This window comes from Janthinobacterium sp., assembly GCF_031995485.1.
In the GTDB taxonomy this organism is placed as follows: Bacteria; Pseudomonadota; Gammaproteobacteria; order Burkholderiales; family Burkholderiaceae_D; genus Janthinobacterium.
Map to the genome: position 1 here is coordinate 52,349 of NZ_DAMAGB010000021.1, position 14,331 is coordinate 66,679.

Here is a 14,331-nt window from a genome sequence, read left to right on the forward strand (position 1 = left end):
CTCACACAAATGTCGCGGCGCTGTTAATACCCTGTAGCCGAGCCTGCGGGACGGCGGCCGTCATTGGCGCCGTAGATATAACCGGGCAGCACTTTGCCCGATACGCCCGCATCGTTGCCCGCGCTGGCGGCGCCTACGCCGGCCGCGTTCGGCAAGCCCATCATGATCAGCTCGGTGGCGCCCCAGGTGCTCTGCTCCTTCATGGTGTAGCCCATGCCGGCGAGGATATTCAGGGTATCAAGGGACAAGCCACGGCGCTCGTAATACACCATGTCGGGCAGCCACTGGTGGTGGATGCGCGGCGCATCGACCGCTTCCTGTGGTTCCATGCCGTAATCGATGATGTTCAGCGCCGACTGCAGGGTAATCGTGATGATGCGCGAGCCGCCCGGCGAGCCGGTGACCAGGAACACCTTGCCGTCTTTCGTTACCAGCGTGGGCGCCATCGACGACAGCGGCCGCTTGCCCGGCGCAATCGCATTGCTGGCGCCCTGCACCAGGCCGTACATGTTTTTCGCGCCGATCTTGGTGGTGAAGTCGTCCATCTCGTCGTTCAGGAAAAAGCCCGTGCCCGGCGCGATCACCACGGCGCCAAAGCGGCCGTTGACGGTATAGGTGGTCGACACGGCATTGCCGTCCTTGTCCACCACCGAGTAATGCGTGGTTTCCGGCTTTTCGCCCTGCCTGACGGGCTGGACCGCGCTGGACGGCGTGGCCTTGTCGGGCAGGATCTGGCTGCGGATCTGCGCCGCGTAGTCCTTGCTCAGCAGATGGTCGACCGGGTTCTGGATAAAGTCCGGATCGCCCAGATAGGTATTGCGGTCCTTGTAGGCGTGGCGCATGGCTTCGGTCATGTAATGCACCGAAGCGGCCGAGTTGTAGCCCAGCTTTTTCATGTCATAGCCTTCCAGGATATTGAGGATCTGGCACAAGGTGACGCCGCCCGAACTCGGTGGCGGCGCGGAGACGAACTGGTAGCCGCGATAGTTGCACTCGAGCGGCGCCATTTCGGTGGCCGTATAGGCCGCGAAGTCGGCCGCCGTGATCACGCCGCCGCCCTGCCTTGCCGCTTTTTCGACGGCGGCGGGAATCGCGCCTTTATAAAAGGCATCGGGACCTTTTCTGGCGATCGCTTCGAGCGTGTTGGCCAGGTCTTTCTGCACCAGCCGGTCGCCGGGCTGCAGGGGCGTACCGTCCTTGCGCAGGAAGATGCGCGCCGCTTCAGGGTCTTTCTTGAAGTAGGCGACGGTGGTGTCGAGAATGTCGGTGTCGCCGCGGTTCAATATATAACCGTCGCGCGCCAGCCTGATGGCCGGGGCCAGCACCTGCGCGCGCGTCAGCTTGCCGTATTTGCGCTGGGCATAGTCGAAACCGGCCACCGTGCCGGGCACGCCGACAGCCAGATAGCCGTGCAGGCTGGCGCCCGGTTTCAAGTTGCCGTCGGCGTCCAGGTACATGTCGGCGCTGGCGGCGGCCGGGGCTTTTTCGCGGAAGTTGATGAAGGTGTCCTTGCCGTCGGCCAGATGGATGGTCATGAAGCCGCCGCCGCCGATATTGCCGCAGCAGGCATTGACCACGGCCTGCGCATAGCCGACCGCCACGGCCGCATCGACGGCATTGCCGCCGCGCTTGAGGATATCGACGCCAACCTGGCTGGCCAGGTGCTGCGACGACACGACCATGCCGTTTTTCGCTTCCACGGCAGGCAGCGAGGCGGCCTGCGCCGAGGCACAGAGGGTCGAGATGGCCAGGGCCATGATGGTGGCGGCGAACGGCGCGCGGCAGTGGCGAGAAATCATGTCGGTGTTCCTTGATGCTTGAAGAAAAGAGAATGGTACAGGCAGCCGGGCATTTTTGCCCACGCTGCCCCGGCGATGCCTAGTTTTCGTTGGCCGCCAGCAGATGGCGGATCAGCGCGTCGGCCACGATGGCGGCCGTCTGTTCGATGCGCTCCGGCGTGGTGCGCAGGTTGGCGCCGAATTCCAGCTGCACGCTGTCGATCCCTTGCGGCGCCTGGTAGCCGAACACGCGCACGATGGTGCCGCCGCTGAAGTGCTGCTCTTTCGCCTCGGCCGTCTCCGGCTGCACATTCAGGCCGGCGACGTTCAGGCGCGTGATCAGGCCATCCGGCTCGCCATAGAATCGGGCGTTGCGCGCCGTCAGGCCGCTACCCGTGCCGCGAAACACCACGTCGCGCTTGAAACTCTGGCCGTGGATGTCGACCAGCAGCGCGCCCGGCTGCGCGCGCACGCGGTTGACGGCGCGGCGCAAGGCGCCGTAATAGGCCTCGTAGACACGCGCGGCGTCGGGCGACTCGTACGCCTCGTCCGCGCGGCGGTTGAAATCGACATATTTGCGGCTGATTTTCGCCCCCACCAGATAGGCCTCCTTGCCCGTCTTCGCCTGCAGCTGGCGCTGGATGGCGGCCGCCAGTTGGTTGACCCTGTCATCCTGCACTTTCGTGCCGTTGACCCGCTCGGCGGCGCCGTCGAGCGCCACCTCGCCGCCATGCGGGACGGACAAGACGATCGGCAGGCTGCCGGTGGAAATGGTGAGGTAGGTGTCCAGCGGTTGGGCGGCGTGGCAGGGCAGGCAGATTGCCAGCAGCAGTGGCGCCAGGAGTTTGTTAACTTTTTGTGACATTGGTATTCCTTGAATTAAAGCAACCCAAGAGCGAAGACCGGGGTCGGACCCTCAGGGTCCGACCCCGGCATTTCGGCAGTTGGGATTAAAAATTAAAACTTGTAACTGGCGCGCGCATATACAAACCGCCCGCCGCGCCCGAACGGTGCGCGGTTGGCGAACGGCACGGCGCCGGTGGTGTTCAGCGAGGCCGGCACGGCATCTGGATAGATGTCGAACAGGTTGTCGGCACCGAACGCCAGCTGGGTCGATTTGGTGAGCGCATAGCGGCCCTCCAGGTTGACGATGGTTTTCGGCGAGACCACGAAGTCGGTGGCGGCCGTGCTGCCGGCCGAGATCGTCTCGCCATAGCGCGTGGCGCTGGCCGACACGCCGAAGTCCTGCAGTTTCCAGTTGACGGACGCCGTCACCTTGTTCTTCGGCTGGCCTTTTTCCAGGCCGATCACGTTCGAGCGGCCGAACAGCGAGGGCGCGGGGTTCAGCGCCGCCAGTTCGGTGGTGACCGGCACGCGCGTGACCTCCGTCTGGTTGTAATTGCCGGCCAGCGTGAAGTCGAAGCGGCCCGCAGCCGCCGACTTCCACGGCCAGTTGACGACCACATCGAGACCCTTGGTGTTGGTATCGACGCCATTGATGAAAAAGCGCGCGCCGCCGACGCCGGTGAAGCCCTGGCTGGCCAGGTAGTTGCGCACGGCGGCCGAGGTCATGTTTTCCGACAGCACGATGCGGTTGTCGATATTGATGCGATAGGCGTCCGCCGTGATGCTGAGCTCGCCAAAGCGCAAGACGGCGCCGAGCGAGAAGTTGACCGATTTCTCGGCGTCCAGCGGTTTCGCGCCCAGCGCCACGGCGGCTGCGTCGTCCGGGCGGAAGGTGGCGATATTGTAGGCCACGCCATCGATGAAGGTCATCGAGGTGGAGGTATAGAACTGCTGCTGCGGCGATGGCGCGCGGAAACCGTTCTGCAGCGAGCCGCGCAGCGCGAACGACGGCGTGAAGTCGTAGCGCGCGGCGGCCTTTCCGGTGACGTTGTTGCCGAAGTCCGAATAGCGCTCGGCGCGCGCCGCGAACGAGGCCAGCAGTTTTGGCGCCAGCCTGGTTTCCAGGTCAACAAACGCGCCGGTCGAATGGCGGCCCTGGTCGATCGCATTATCGGGCGTGTAACCGGGAAAGACTTGGGCGCCGGCCGCCGCCGGCGTGCCGTTGGCCAATACTTGGCCGCCATAGCGGTAGGAATCGGGTTCGCCGGCAAACAGCTCGTAGTTTTCATGACGCACTTCGGCGCCCACGGCCACGTTCAGCGGCGCCGGCAGGAACGATACGGGCACCGGCCGCACGGCCGAGAAGTTGGCCGCCACCTGCTGGTAGGCAAAGCCGCCGGCGTCGAAACTGGTCTTGCTGGCCGCGCCAATCGACCGGTTGATCGAGTTGTCCACCTCGAACGCCATCTTGTTGCGCCCGTAGGTCAGCGACAGGTCGTAGTCCCAGCCCTGCCCCGTCCAGCTGGTGCCGATGGCGCCGCTATAATCGTCGACGGTGGGGGCGATGATCGGCAGATAGCCGTCCGGATACACGGACACAATGTTTTCATCCTGCAGCGGGCGGCGGAAGAAGCCGGCCGATTCCGTCTCGCGGCGCTGGTAGCTGGCCCAGCCGTAAATTTTCTGGCCGGACGCCAGGGTCTGGCCGGCATTCGCGAACAGGGTCGCCTGTTTCAGTTCCGGGTCGCCCGACCAGGTGTCGTAGCGGTTGACGGTCAGTTCGCGCGGATCGAAGGCGCCGTTGATTTTCTGGTAGAACTGGCGCGTGTCGTAGCCGCTGCGTTCCGAATGTTTTTGTTTTTTCAGTTCCGCAGCCACCGTCAGGAAGCCGTCTTCGCCCAGGCTGAAGCCTTTCCAGCCGCCCACCGTCAGCGCTTCGCCGTCGGTGCGGCTGCGTGACGTGGGGGCCGTCAGGCCCAGGCCGGCCGGCAAGGTGCCGGGATTGAAGCCGTAGGTGGTGTTGCGCTGGCCGCCGTTGATGAACAGCGAGCCGCCGCTGCTGTTTTCGCGCAGGCGAAAGTTCATCACGCCGGCAATCGCATCGGAACCGTACTGGGCGGCAGCGCCGTCGCGCAGCACTTCCACGCTGTTGATAATGCTAGACGGAATCGTGTTCAGGTCGGCCGAGGCCGAACCGCGCCCCACCGAACCGTTGACATTGACCAGCGACGACGAATGGCGGCGCTTGGAGTTGACCAGGACCAGCACCTGGTCCGGCGACAGGCCGCGCAGGGTCACGGGACGCACCGAGTCGGTGGCGTCGACCAGGCCCGGGCGCGGGAAGTTCAGCGCCGGCAGCGCATTGGCCAGCGACTGGCTCAGTTCCGTCACGCCCACGTTGTTCAGCGTTTCGGCCGACACCACGTCGACCGCCGAGGCCGTGTCCAGCACCGAGCGGTTCGACACACGCGTGCCGGTGACCACCACCTGCGGCGATGGCGCCGCTTGCGCCGATTCGGCCGCCTGCTGCGCCTGTGCCTGCATCGTGGCGCCGGCGAATGTGGCGGCAATCGCGCAGCTCAAGGTAGTGCGCTGCAACCGGCGTTTCACCAACGCCTTATTATTGATACCCTTGTTACTCCCTGACATATTAACCTTTCGTTATTGTGTCCGGGCAATATAAAGGGCGGCAGCGCAAAACTGAACGAACCATACTGCATATGCTTGCGCGCAATTTGCCGATAACTAAGCCTTGCGCTTGCAGCGGCGCATGCGATCGGCAGAAACAGCCTGGCTATTCATGAGCTTTGCGTCGTGCAATGCTTATTCCCAAGAAGCGAAAAGGCTGGGCACTTTCCTCGGCTGCGCACCGCTATTTTGCCACGCTGGCCAGCGCCGCCAAGCGCTGCATCGCCGTCGCCAGCTGTTCGATCGAATATGGCTTCTGCAGCACTTCGTAGCCCTGCATGCCCTGGCCGAATGCGCTGTTGGTATAGCCTGTCGTCAGCAGGATCGGCAACGCTGGCCGGGCTTGCCGGATATGGCGGGCCAGTTGCAAGCCGTCCATGCCCGGCATTTCGATATCGGAAAACACCACGTCGACCACCTGCCCCGAGGCCAGGATGGCCAGCGCCGCCTGGCCGCCGGCCACCAGCGTGATGACATAGCCGAGTTCACTGAGCATTTCCTGCGCGAAGGCGCCCACTTCGGGGTTGTCTTCCACCACCAGGATGCGGGTAGCATGCCCGGCGGGCATGGGCGTCGGCAGCAGCGCCACTGGTTTGTTGCTGCAGTCTTCCATACAACTGTCGAGAAACAGGGTAAACGTGGTTCCCACGCCCGGCGTGCTGTCGACCGCGATCTCGCCGCCCGACTGCTTGGCAAAGCCGAACACCTGCGACAGGCCCAGGCCCGTGCCCTCGCCCGTCGGCTTGGTGGTAAAGAACGGCTCGAAGATACGGTCGAGATGGTCCTGCCCGATTCCGCTGCCCGTGTCGGTGATCGCAATCGCCACGAAACTGCCCTGCCTGCCCGCATGGGTGCGCACTTGCGGTACCGCGCTTTGCTCGCTGACGGTAATGGTAATGCGCCCGCTCTCAACGATGGCGTCGCGCGCGTTGACGATCATGTTGACGATCACGGTATCGAGCTGGCCCGGATCGGCGTGCACGAAACAGGGGTGTCCTGGCAGGACCAGTTCGACCTCGATGCGCGAGCCGACCAGGGTGCCGATCATGTCGCGGATGCCGGTGATGGCGGCGCAAACGTCGAACGTTTCCGGCTTCAAGGCTTGCCGGCGCGCAAACGCCAGCAACTGCGCCGTCAGCCTGGCAGCGCGGTCGGCCGTGTCGGAAATGGCGGCAATAAAGCGCTCGCGCCGTTCGGCCGGCAGGTTCGGCAGTTTCAATATGTCGGCCGAGCCACGTATCACCGTCAGGTAATTGTTGAAGTCGTGCGCCACGCCACCCGTCAGCAGGCCGATCGCTTCCATCTTCTGCGACTGGCGCAGCGCCTCCTCGGCCTGCTGCAGCGCGATTTCCTGTTCTTTCTGCACGCTGATATCGCGCGCCACCACGTGAATGGCGGCGCCGTCGGACACCAGGTTCCACGAGGCCCAGCACGCTTGCCCATCCTTGCCCAGCAGCCGCGCTTCGAACGTGGCTACCTTGTGCAGCAGGGCGACGGCGCGCAGTTTTTCGGCGAACAGCATGCTGTCCTGCGGATGGATCAGCGGTGCAATATCGGCGCCCAACAATGTCTCGCGCGGCCAGCCCAGCGTGGCGGTCCAGGCCGGATTGACGGCCTGCATGCCGCCGTCGAGCGACAGGGTGGCCATCAGGTCCAATGACAGATTCCACATGCGGTCGCGATGTTCGGTGGTGCGCTTGCTGTCGGTAATATCGAGCACGCAGTTGACGAAGCCGACAAACTTGCCCTGGTCATCGAACAGCGGCGCCACATTGGCGGCCACGTTGCGCAGCGTGCCGTCCGGGCGCCCCACCATCGCCTCGAACGCATACGGCTGCTGCGTTTCCAGCACCTGCGCCAGCGGCGTGAGGTGGTGCGGCACGTAGGTGCCGTCGGACAGGTGCAGGCGGTGTGCGCCGCAGAAGCGCTGCTGCGAGTCGCCCAGCACCGGCTCGCGGCCCCAGATCGTGGCCGCTTTTTTGTTGTAGGCGACCAGCACCCCTTCGTGGTCGCAGACATATACGCCTACCGGCATGTTTTCGATCAGGTCGCGGTTGAACCAGCCGGTCCACGGTGTATTGCTGACAAGGTTCAGGTTCATGGCAGTACCGCCTGCAGGCTGGCAAAGTTGTAAGGTTTGAGCAGCACGGCGTCGGCCGGTGCGTTATCGATTTTCGCCTGGCCGCTGGCAATCACGATATGGATGGCCGGATGCAGGCGGCGGGCCGCCTCGGCCACGGCCACGCCGGATACGCCCGGCAAGCCCAGGTCGGTGATCAGGATATCGAAACTGGCCGCCTGCAGCGCAGCGAGCGCCTCGATGCCATCGACCGTGGCCTGCACCTCGTGGCCCAGCAACTGCAGCATGTCGAGCGTGATATTGCGCACGGCGTCTTCGTCCTCGACCAGCAGGATCTTGCGCGTGGCCGGAGCCGATGGCGCGCTTGCCGCAGCAGTGACGGCGGCGGCAGGCGCTGCCGCCACGGCCGGCTTGCGGCTGGCCAGCACCTGGCGGATCTTGCGCGCCAGGCTGTCGCGCGAGTAAGGCTTGCCCAGCAGTTCCACGCCAGGATCGAGCCGGCCGCCATGCACGATCGAGTTTTCCGTATAGCCCGAGGTAAACAGCACGGCCAGGTTGGGCAGCAGCTCGGCCGCCTTGCGCGCCAGGTCGGCGCTGCGCAGCGGACCGGGCATCACCACGTCGGTAAACAGCAGGTCGACCGCGATGCCGCTTTCCAGGATCGACAGGGCCGCCGCCGCATCGTTGGCTTTGAGCACGCGATAACCGAGGCCATTCAACATTTCCACCACGATGGTGCGCACTTCTTCGTCATCCTCGGCCACCAGGATGGTTTCCGAGCCGCCCGCCGCCTCGGCCAGCAATACCGTTTCCTGGCGCGCTTCTTCATCCATCGAGCGCGGCAGGTAGACGCGCACCGTGGTGCCTTGCCCCACTTCGCTGTAGATCTTGATATGGCCGCCCGACTGCTTGACGAAGCCATACACCATCGACAGGCCCAGGCCGGTGCCCTTGCCTTCCGGCTTGGTCGAGAAAAACGGGTCGAATGCGTGCGCCAGCACGTCCGGCGTCATGCCGCAGCCGGTGTCGGTGACGGACAGGATCACATACTGGCCCGGCGTGACCTCGGCATGGTTGCGGCAGTACGGCTCGTCGAGGTAGGCATTGCCCACCTCGATGGTCAGCCGGCCCGGCCCGTCCATCGCATCGCGCGCGTTGATGGCCAGATTCAGCAGGGCCGTTTCCACCTGGGTCGGGTCGACCAGGGTATTCCACAGTCCGCCCGAGACAATGGTTTCGATATCGATCGGCTCGCCCAGCGCGTGGCGCAGCATGTCTTCCATGCCCATGATCAGCTTGCCGATTTTCAGCACGCGCGGCTCGAGGGCCTGGCGCCGGCCGAACGCCAGCAGGGAACTGGCCAGCTTGGCGCCCCGGTTCACGCCGCCGATCGCATTTTCCACCCATTGCGCCGCGCGCGGATGGGCAAACGGCACCGTGGCCAGCATCTGCAGGTTGCCGGAGATCACTTGCAGCAGGTTGTTGAAGTCGTGCGCCACGCCACCCGTCAGCTTGCCGATGGCGTCCATTTTCTGCGACTGCTCCAGCGCCTTTTCCGTCTGCTGCATCGCCAGCGCATTGGCGCGCTCGGCCGTCACGTCGCGCGCCACCGCGTGGATATACTGCGCATCAGGCACGGCGCTCCACGACAGCAGGCTGTAGCCGCCATCCTTGCGCCGGTAGCGGTTTTCAAACTGGATCGTGCGCGCCCCGCCGGCCAGCAAACTCACCTGCTCCAGCGTAGCTTCGCGGTCATCGGGATGCACGAGCTCCATGAAACTGCTGCCCAGTACCTCGGCCTTGGCCCAGCCCAGCACGGCCACGAAGGCCGGGTTGACGGACACCAGGGTGGCATGGAAATCGCCCACCAGCATGATTTCGTTCGACAGCCGCCACATGCGGTCGCGTTCGGCCGTGCGCATGCTGACCTGCTCTGCCAGGGTGGCATTCAGATACTCGAGCTTGAAGGTATTGAGCTTCTGGTCTTCGATATCGGTATTGGTGCCGATCCAGCTGCTGACTTCGCCAGCTTCGTCCAGGATAGGCAAGGCGCGGATCAGGTGCCAGCGGTACTGGCCGTCGTGGCGCCGGATGCGGTATTCAGCCTCGTAGGTCTGGCCGCTGTCGACCGAATCGCGCCAGCGCGTAATCGCGTGCACCACGTCGTCCGGATGCACGATGGACGGCCAGCCGTCGCCGCCCAGCTCGCTCGCTCCGGCGCCGCTGTAGGCATGGATCTGTTCGTTGAACCAGTCCAGCTTGCCGGCGGCATCGGCCGACCAGACCTGGTTCGGCATTGCCTGCGCCCATACGCGAAAGCGCGACTCGCCTTCGCGCCAGGCTTTTTCGGCCAGCACGCGCTGGGTCACGTCCGCACCCTGCACGAAAATGCCGAAGGTCGCGCCATCTTCATCCTTGAGCGGGTGATACACGAAATCGAGATAGCTTTCATGGGCGGCGGTGCTGTCGGTGGCGGCCACGCTGAACGGTACCGCCGAGCCCCGGTAGGTTTCGCCGCTGGCATACAGGGCGTCGAGCAGGCCGACAAAGCCCTGCTCGATCGTCTCGGGCACGGCCTCGGCCACCGGCCGGCCGATCACGTCGCGGTAGCCGATCAGTTCCAGATAAGCAGGATTGGCCTGGGTAATCACATGCTGCGGCCCCAGCAGCAGTACCATGAAGCCCGGCGACTGCTCGAACATCTGCGCCAGGCGGCCATGCTCGCCCTTGATCTTGCGCTCGGCCAGCACCTTGTCGGTGGTGTCGACCACCACGCAGATAATCCCAACCGCCTGATCACGCTCGTCATAGATGGGCGAATAGTCGAGATTGAGCCAGTAGCGCTGCAACTTGCCGTCGCGCATCCACGTCAGCTCCTGGTCCTTGAAGCTGAGCGGTTTTCCACCGAGCACGACGGGGATGATCTCGCGGTTGAACTCGGCAATTTCCGGAAACGCCTCGGTGGCGGTCATGCCCATGATTTCCGGATGGCGCGCGCCGGCAAAGCCCGAATAGGCTTCGTTATAGATCAGCGTGCCCTGTTCGCCCCACATGGTGACCATGGCGATCGGCGAGCGAACCAGCATGGCCACCACGCCGCGCATCGTCGAGGTCCAGCCAGCAAGCGGCCCCAGCGTGCTGGCTGCCCAGTCCTTTGCCAGGATAATGTCGCCGACTTTGCCTGCCCCTTGCAGAAATGTCGATGGTAAAACAGGTGGAGCGGCAGTCATGGAGTCCCAGCGTGGAAGATAAGTCGATTGCGGTCAATTATACCGGCTACTGCCCGCTTTTCCGGCACGGCTGGCGGCCCGCCGGTTGGCGCGCAGCCGCCGCCAGCCGATCACCACGCCGGTGCCGCTCAGTACCGCGCCACCCAGGCTCAGCAAGATCAGCAGCGCTGCACGCCATGGCCCGGCCCGCAGCAGCGGTGCCACGTCCCAGCTGTGCAGAAAGCTGAACAGCCAGCGGCCCAGGCGCTGGCGCCGGTCCACGCTCAAGGCCACCTCGCCCGTGGCCGGGTCGAGATAGACCCAGTTTTCTTGCCGATCAGCAAAGCGCAGCTGCAGCACGGGCAGGCGCCGCTCCAGCGCACCCATCATCGCTTCCGGCGCACGCGCATAATAATAGGCGTCCCAGTCATGCAGCCATCCGCCTTGTGCCGCCACGCCCGGCATCAGCCGGCTTGCCGCCTGCAGCACGGTGGCTTGCGCAAAGTGCTCCCGCACTGTCAGCGTGCCATTTTCCATGACGACCAGCCGGGTGTGGCCGGCCACGTCGCGCGCCAGCAGGAATGGCTGGCCGGCCAGCACGCGCCATTCCAGCTCGACGGCCCGGAAACCCCGTGCCTGCAACAGGCGCAAGGCCTGCGCAGGTTCCAACGCCAGCCGCAGCCGGCCCGGATTGCCGCCGCGCCAGGCCGCCAGGTCAGGCTTCCGCCCTTGTGCATCGAATATGCGCAGCGGATTCATCGACATCAGCCCGCTGAAGATCCAAGTGCAGACGATGGCCGCAAAGACGAGGCCGAGCAGATGATGCCAGCGCATCCACCGCTCCCGGTACGGCGTGCGGGCGCCCGACTTGTAGCGGCCGGTGAACCGCCAGCGCCAGATGCCGGCCAGCGTGCCGGTCAGCGCCGTCAGCGTCGCCACCGCCGAGGCGATGATGACGATCCAGCTCCAGAGCGGATCCGTCGAATGATTGCGCAACGGATAGATCCAGTGCAGCCAGGCGCCGACGACATTCCACAGCCGCTCGCTGCGCGGCGCATAGAGCACCACCTCGCCGGAGCCGGAAGACAGATACAGCATGGTCTGCGCCGCATCGTCCAGCTGCACCTGGTGCAGGGGCCGGTGGGCATCGAGCGCGCGCGAGTGGGTCCAGCGATCCTCCTCGACCAGGCCCAGGTACTGCGCGGACGCGCCCGGCACAAAGGCGCGCGCCGAGGCCAGCGCCAGGGCGGTACTGGTGGCGTCGACCGCCTTGCCGCTGCGCGCATCGAACAGCCGCCATCGTCCATGTCCATCGCGCAGCCGGTACACCGGCGCGCCCGCCACCGTAGTGAGCGTGATGGCGCCGGTATCGGCCCGCATCAGCGGGGCCGGGCCGATACAGCAGGTGGCAGGCTGCAGCGCCGGCATATTGGCCAGCCGCTCCCATGGCGTCAGCTTGGGATAGCCGACAAACAGCATCACCATGCCGCTGGCAAACCACAGCAGCATCAGCAGGCAGGCGGCAATGCCCGTCCAGCGGTGCAACTGGTAGCACAGGCGCCGGGACCGGCTACCCAGCGTCGATAGCATGGCGCGCATCAGAAACGGGTGTGGACGGTGGCTTCCACGCCGCGGCCAGGACCGACGAACCACTGGCTGGCGGTGTAATACGCCGTCGTGACATACTGTTTGTCGAGCATATTTGTCGCGCGCAGCGATACGGTGGTCTCATGCGTTGCCTTCCAGCGCAGCGCCAGGTCCAGCGTGCCGTAGCCCGGCATGGCGATGCGGTTGGCATTGTCGGCATAGCGGCGTCCCACCAGGCGCGCGCCGCCGCTGGCGGTCCAGTCCGGCAGGAAGTTCCAGCTCAGCCAGGCATTTGCCAGTTTTTGCGCCACATCGGGCGGCACCTTGCCGGCACGCGAGACGGCCACGCCCGATTCAGCCTCGATAAAGTCGTCATAGCGGGCGCGCAGCACGCTGGCGTTGGCATCGAGCCGCACGCCCCTGGCCAGTGCCAGGCCCAGCGTGGTTTCGATGCCTTTCGACGAGCGCTGCCCCACCTGCACCCGCAGCTGCGGATTGACGGGGTCGCGCGCCAGCAGGTTGTTCTTGCGGATGCCATAGGCGGCCAGCGTCCACTCGCCGCGCTGGCGCCAGAAGGCCTGTTTCAATCCTATTTCCAGCTGCCGGCCGGTGGACAGGTCGAACTTGCTGTTGGCGGCCGACAGCATCAGCAGGCCGCCGACCGGGTCGGCCGCCTTCGCAAATTGCGCATACAGGGCCAGGTCATTGGACACATCGAATACCGTGCCCAGCCGCCATCCCGTATTGGCATAGGACTGCTCGAACTCGGCCAGCCCGCTGACCAGGTTGCGGCGGTCCACTACCGCATGATCGTAGCGGGCGCCGGCCAGCACGGACCAGGCCGGTGTGACTTCCAGCCGGTTCTCGGCAAAGACCGCATATTGCCTGGCGCCATTGCGGTAGCGCGGCACGGTCGGCTGCTCGCTGACAAACTGGCCGGGGACGGGATCGAACGGGTTGACGGAGGCAGGATCGGGCTGGCCCGCATAACCATTGTTGGTGTGCTGGAAGCTGCTGCGGCTGAAGTCTGCGCCCAGCGAAACCTGGTTGTTGAGGCCCAGCACGCTGCCCGCATGGGTCCCGGTGACGGTCGCGCCCGTCTGCCGCTGGTGGTGCAGGATTTCCGTATCGTCCGAGCGGTCGACCAGGCCGGTGCCCGGATTATAAAGATAGCGCTCCGCATTGCGGTAATGGCGCTGGCTGTCGATATGGTACAGCCGGGCGCGCACGGTGGCGCCGGCCTCAGGCGTCCATTCGACACCGAGTTCGCTCCAGCGGTCGTCGTAGCGGATGGTGCTGTCGGCAACATTGTAGTTTTTCTCGCGCAGGGCCGGCAGCAGGCGGCCATCGACGAGCGGCGTACCGAAATAGCGCACCGGATGCTGCAAACCCTGCGCGTGGCGCAGGCTCATACGCAAGCCTGGCGCTGCATCCCACTGCAGCGCGCCGGAAAACGACAGGTCGCGCGATTGGCCGATGTCGACCCAGCCGTCCGAGCGGTTGCCGCTGGCGTCCAGCCGGTACGACCACCGCTCATCGATGGCGCCGCCGCTGCCCAAGCCGAGGCGCTGCGTATTGTCGCTGCCGACACTGGCCTGCAGTTCATTGCGGATCGCGCCCGGCGTGGGTTTTTTGGGGATGACATTGACCACGCCGCCGATGGCGCCATCGCCGTAGATAACGGATGCCGGCCCGCGCAGTACTTCGATGCGCTCGACCGACCAGGTATCGAACGGAAACGTCAGTCCCACGCCGCCATATTGACGTACACCATCGTACAGCCGCATCACGGAGGTGGTGTCAGTAAAGCCGCGCGCCGACAGCGAACTGCCGCCGTTGCCCGGATGCGCCATATTGCCGATCCCCGCCGCGCGCGTGATGGCGTCGACCAGGCTGGTATCGCCCCGCTCTTCCAAGGTGGCGCGCGAGATCAGCTCGATGCTGGCGGGGGTCTGCATGGGCGTCAGTTCCAGGCCGGAGCCGGTCGAGGCCGGTGCTTTCAGGGTGGAAGTTTTGCCGGCGGTGACGACGACCGATGGCAAGGCCGGTTCTTCAGAGGCAAAAGCGGCGCATGGAAGCATGGCCAGCGCAAGCGCGCAGGGTCCGGAAAGTGTGATGTTCATATAGGTCTGGCAAAAGAAAG

The 14,331-nt window shown here is 65.0% G+C and carries 7 protein-coding genes; all 7 read right to left on the minus strand.

Annotated elements, in window-relative coordinates:
* Positions 1 to 23 precede the first annotated feature (23 nt).
* The 7 genes from ggt to RTQ46_RS13740 all read right to left on the minus strand — a co-directional run bounded on the left by ggt (position 24) and on the right by RTQ46_RS13740 (position 14,311).
* Positions 24 to 1,757 (minus strand): gamma-glutamyltransferase, encoded by a 1,734-nt coding sequence (gene ggt / locus RTQ46_RS13710; protein ID WP_312437363.1) that lies wholly within the window; start codon positions 1,755 to 1,757, stop codon positions 24 to 26.
* 121 nt (positions 1,758 to 1,878) lie between these two features.
* Positions 1,879 to 2,643, minus strand: a complete 765-nt coding sequence (locus RTQ46_RS13715; RefSeq protein ID WP_312437319.1) for a hypothetical protein — start codon at positions 2,641 to 2,643, stop codon at positions 1,879 to 1,881.
* A gap of 92 nt (positions 2,644 to 2,735) precedes the next feature.
* The gene (locus tag RTQ46_RS13720) at positions 2,736 to 5,234 is read right to left on the minus strand and encodes a TonB-dependent receptor (RefSeq protein ID WP_312437321.1); all 2,499 of its coding nucleotides are present in this window, start codon (positions 5,232 to 5,234) and stop codon (positions 2,736 to 2,738) included.
* A gap of 262 nt (positions 5,235 to 5,496) precedes the next feature.
* Positions 5,497 to 7,413 (minus strand): PAS domain S-box protein, encoded by a 1,917-nt coding sequence (locus RTQ46_RS13725; protein ID WP_312437322.1) that lies wholly within the window; start codon positions 7,411 to 7,413, stop codon positions 5,497 to 5,499.
* On the minus strand, positions 7,410 to 10,622 hold the full coding sequence (locus RTQ46_RS13730) for a PAS domain S-box protein (protein ID WP_312437324.1): 3,213 nt from the start codon (positions 10,620 to 10,622) through the stop codon (positions 7,410 to 7,412). Before RTQ46_RS13730 ends, RTQ46_RS13725 begins: the two co-directional genes overlap by 4 nt.
* A gap of 33 nt (positions 10,623 to 10,655) precedes the next feature.
* The gene (locus RTQ46_RS13735) at positions 10,656 to 12,191 is read right to left on the minus strand and encodes a PepSY domain-containing protein (RefSeq protein ID WP_312437325.1); all 1,536 of its coding nucleotides are present in this window, start codon (positions 12,189 to 12,191) and stop codon (positions 10,656 to 10,658) included.
* Between the two features lie 8 nt (positions 12,192 to 12,199).
* The gene (locus tag RTQ46_RS13740) at positions 12,200 to 14,311 is read right to left on the minus strand and encodes a TonB-dependent receptor (RefSeq protein ID WP_409518333.1); all 2,112 of its coding nucleotides are present in this window, start codon (positions 14,309 to 14,311) and stop codon (positions 12,200 to 12,202) included.
* Positions 14,312 to 14,331: the final 20 nt, after the last annotated feature.

Coding starts and splice junctions, on each gene's coding strand:
- RTQ46_RS13740 (WP_409518333.1), bottom strand. CDS start 14,311: ATGAACATCACACTTTCCGGACCCTGCGCGCTTGCGCTGGCCATGCTT.
- RTQ46_RS13730 (WP_312437324.1), bottom strand. CDS start 10,622: ATGACTGCCGCTCCACCTGTTTTACCATCGACATTTCTGCAAGGGGCA.
- RTQ46_RS13725 (WP_312437322.1), bottom strand. CDS start 7,413: ATGAACCTGAACCTTGTCAGCAATACACCGTGGACCGGCTGGTTCAAC.
- RTQ46_RS13735 (WP_312437325.1), bottom strand. CDS start 12,191: ATGCTATCGACGCTGGGTAGCCGGTCCCGGCGCCTGTGCTACCAGTTG.
- RTQ46_RS13715 (WP_312437319.1), bottom strand. CDS start 2,643: ATGTCACAAAAAGTTAACAAACTCCTGGCGCCACTGCTGCTGGCAATC.
- ggt (WP_312437363.1), bottom strand. CDS start 1,757: ATGGCCCTGGCCATCTCGACCCTCTGTGCCTCGGCGCAGGCCGCCTCG.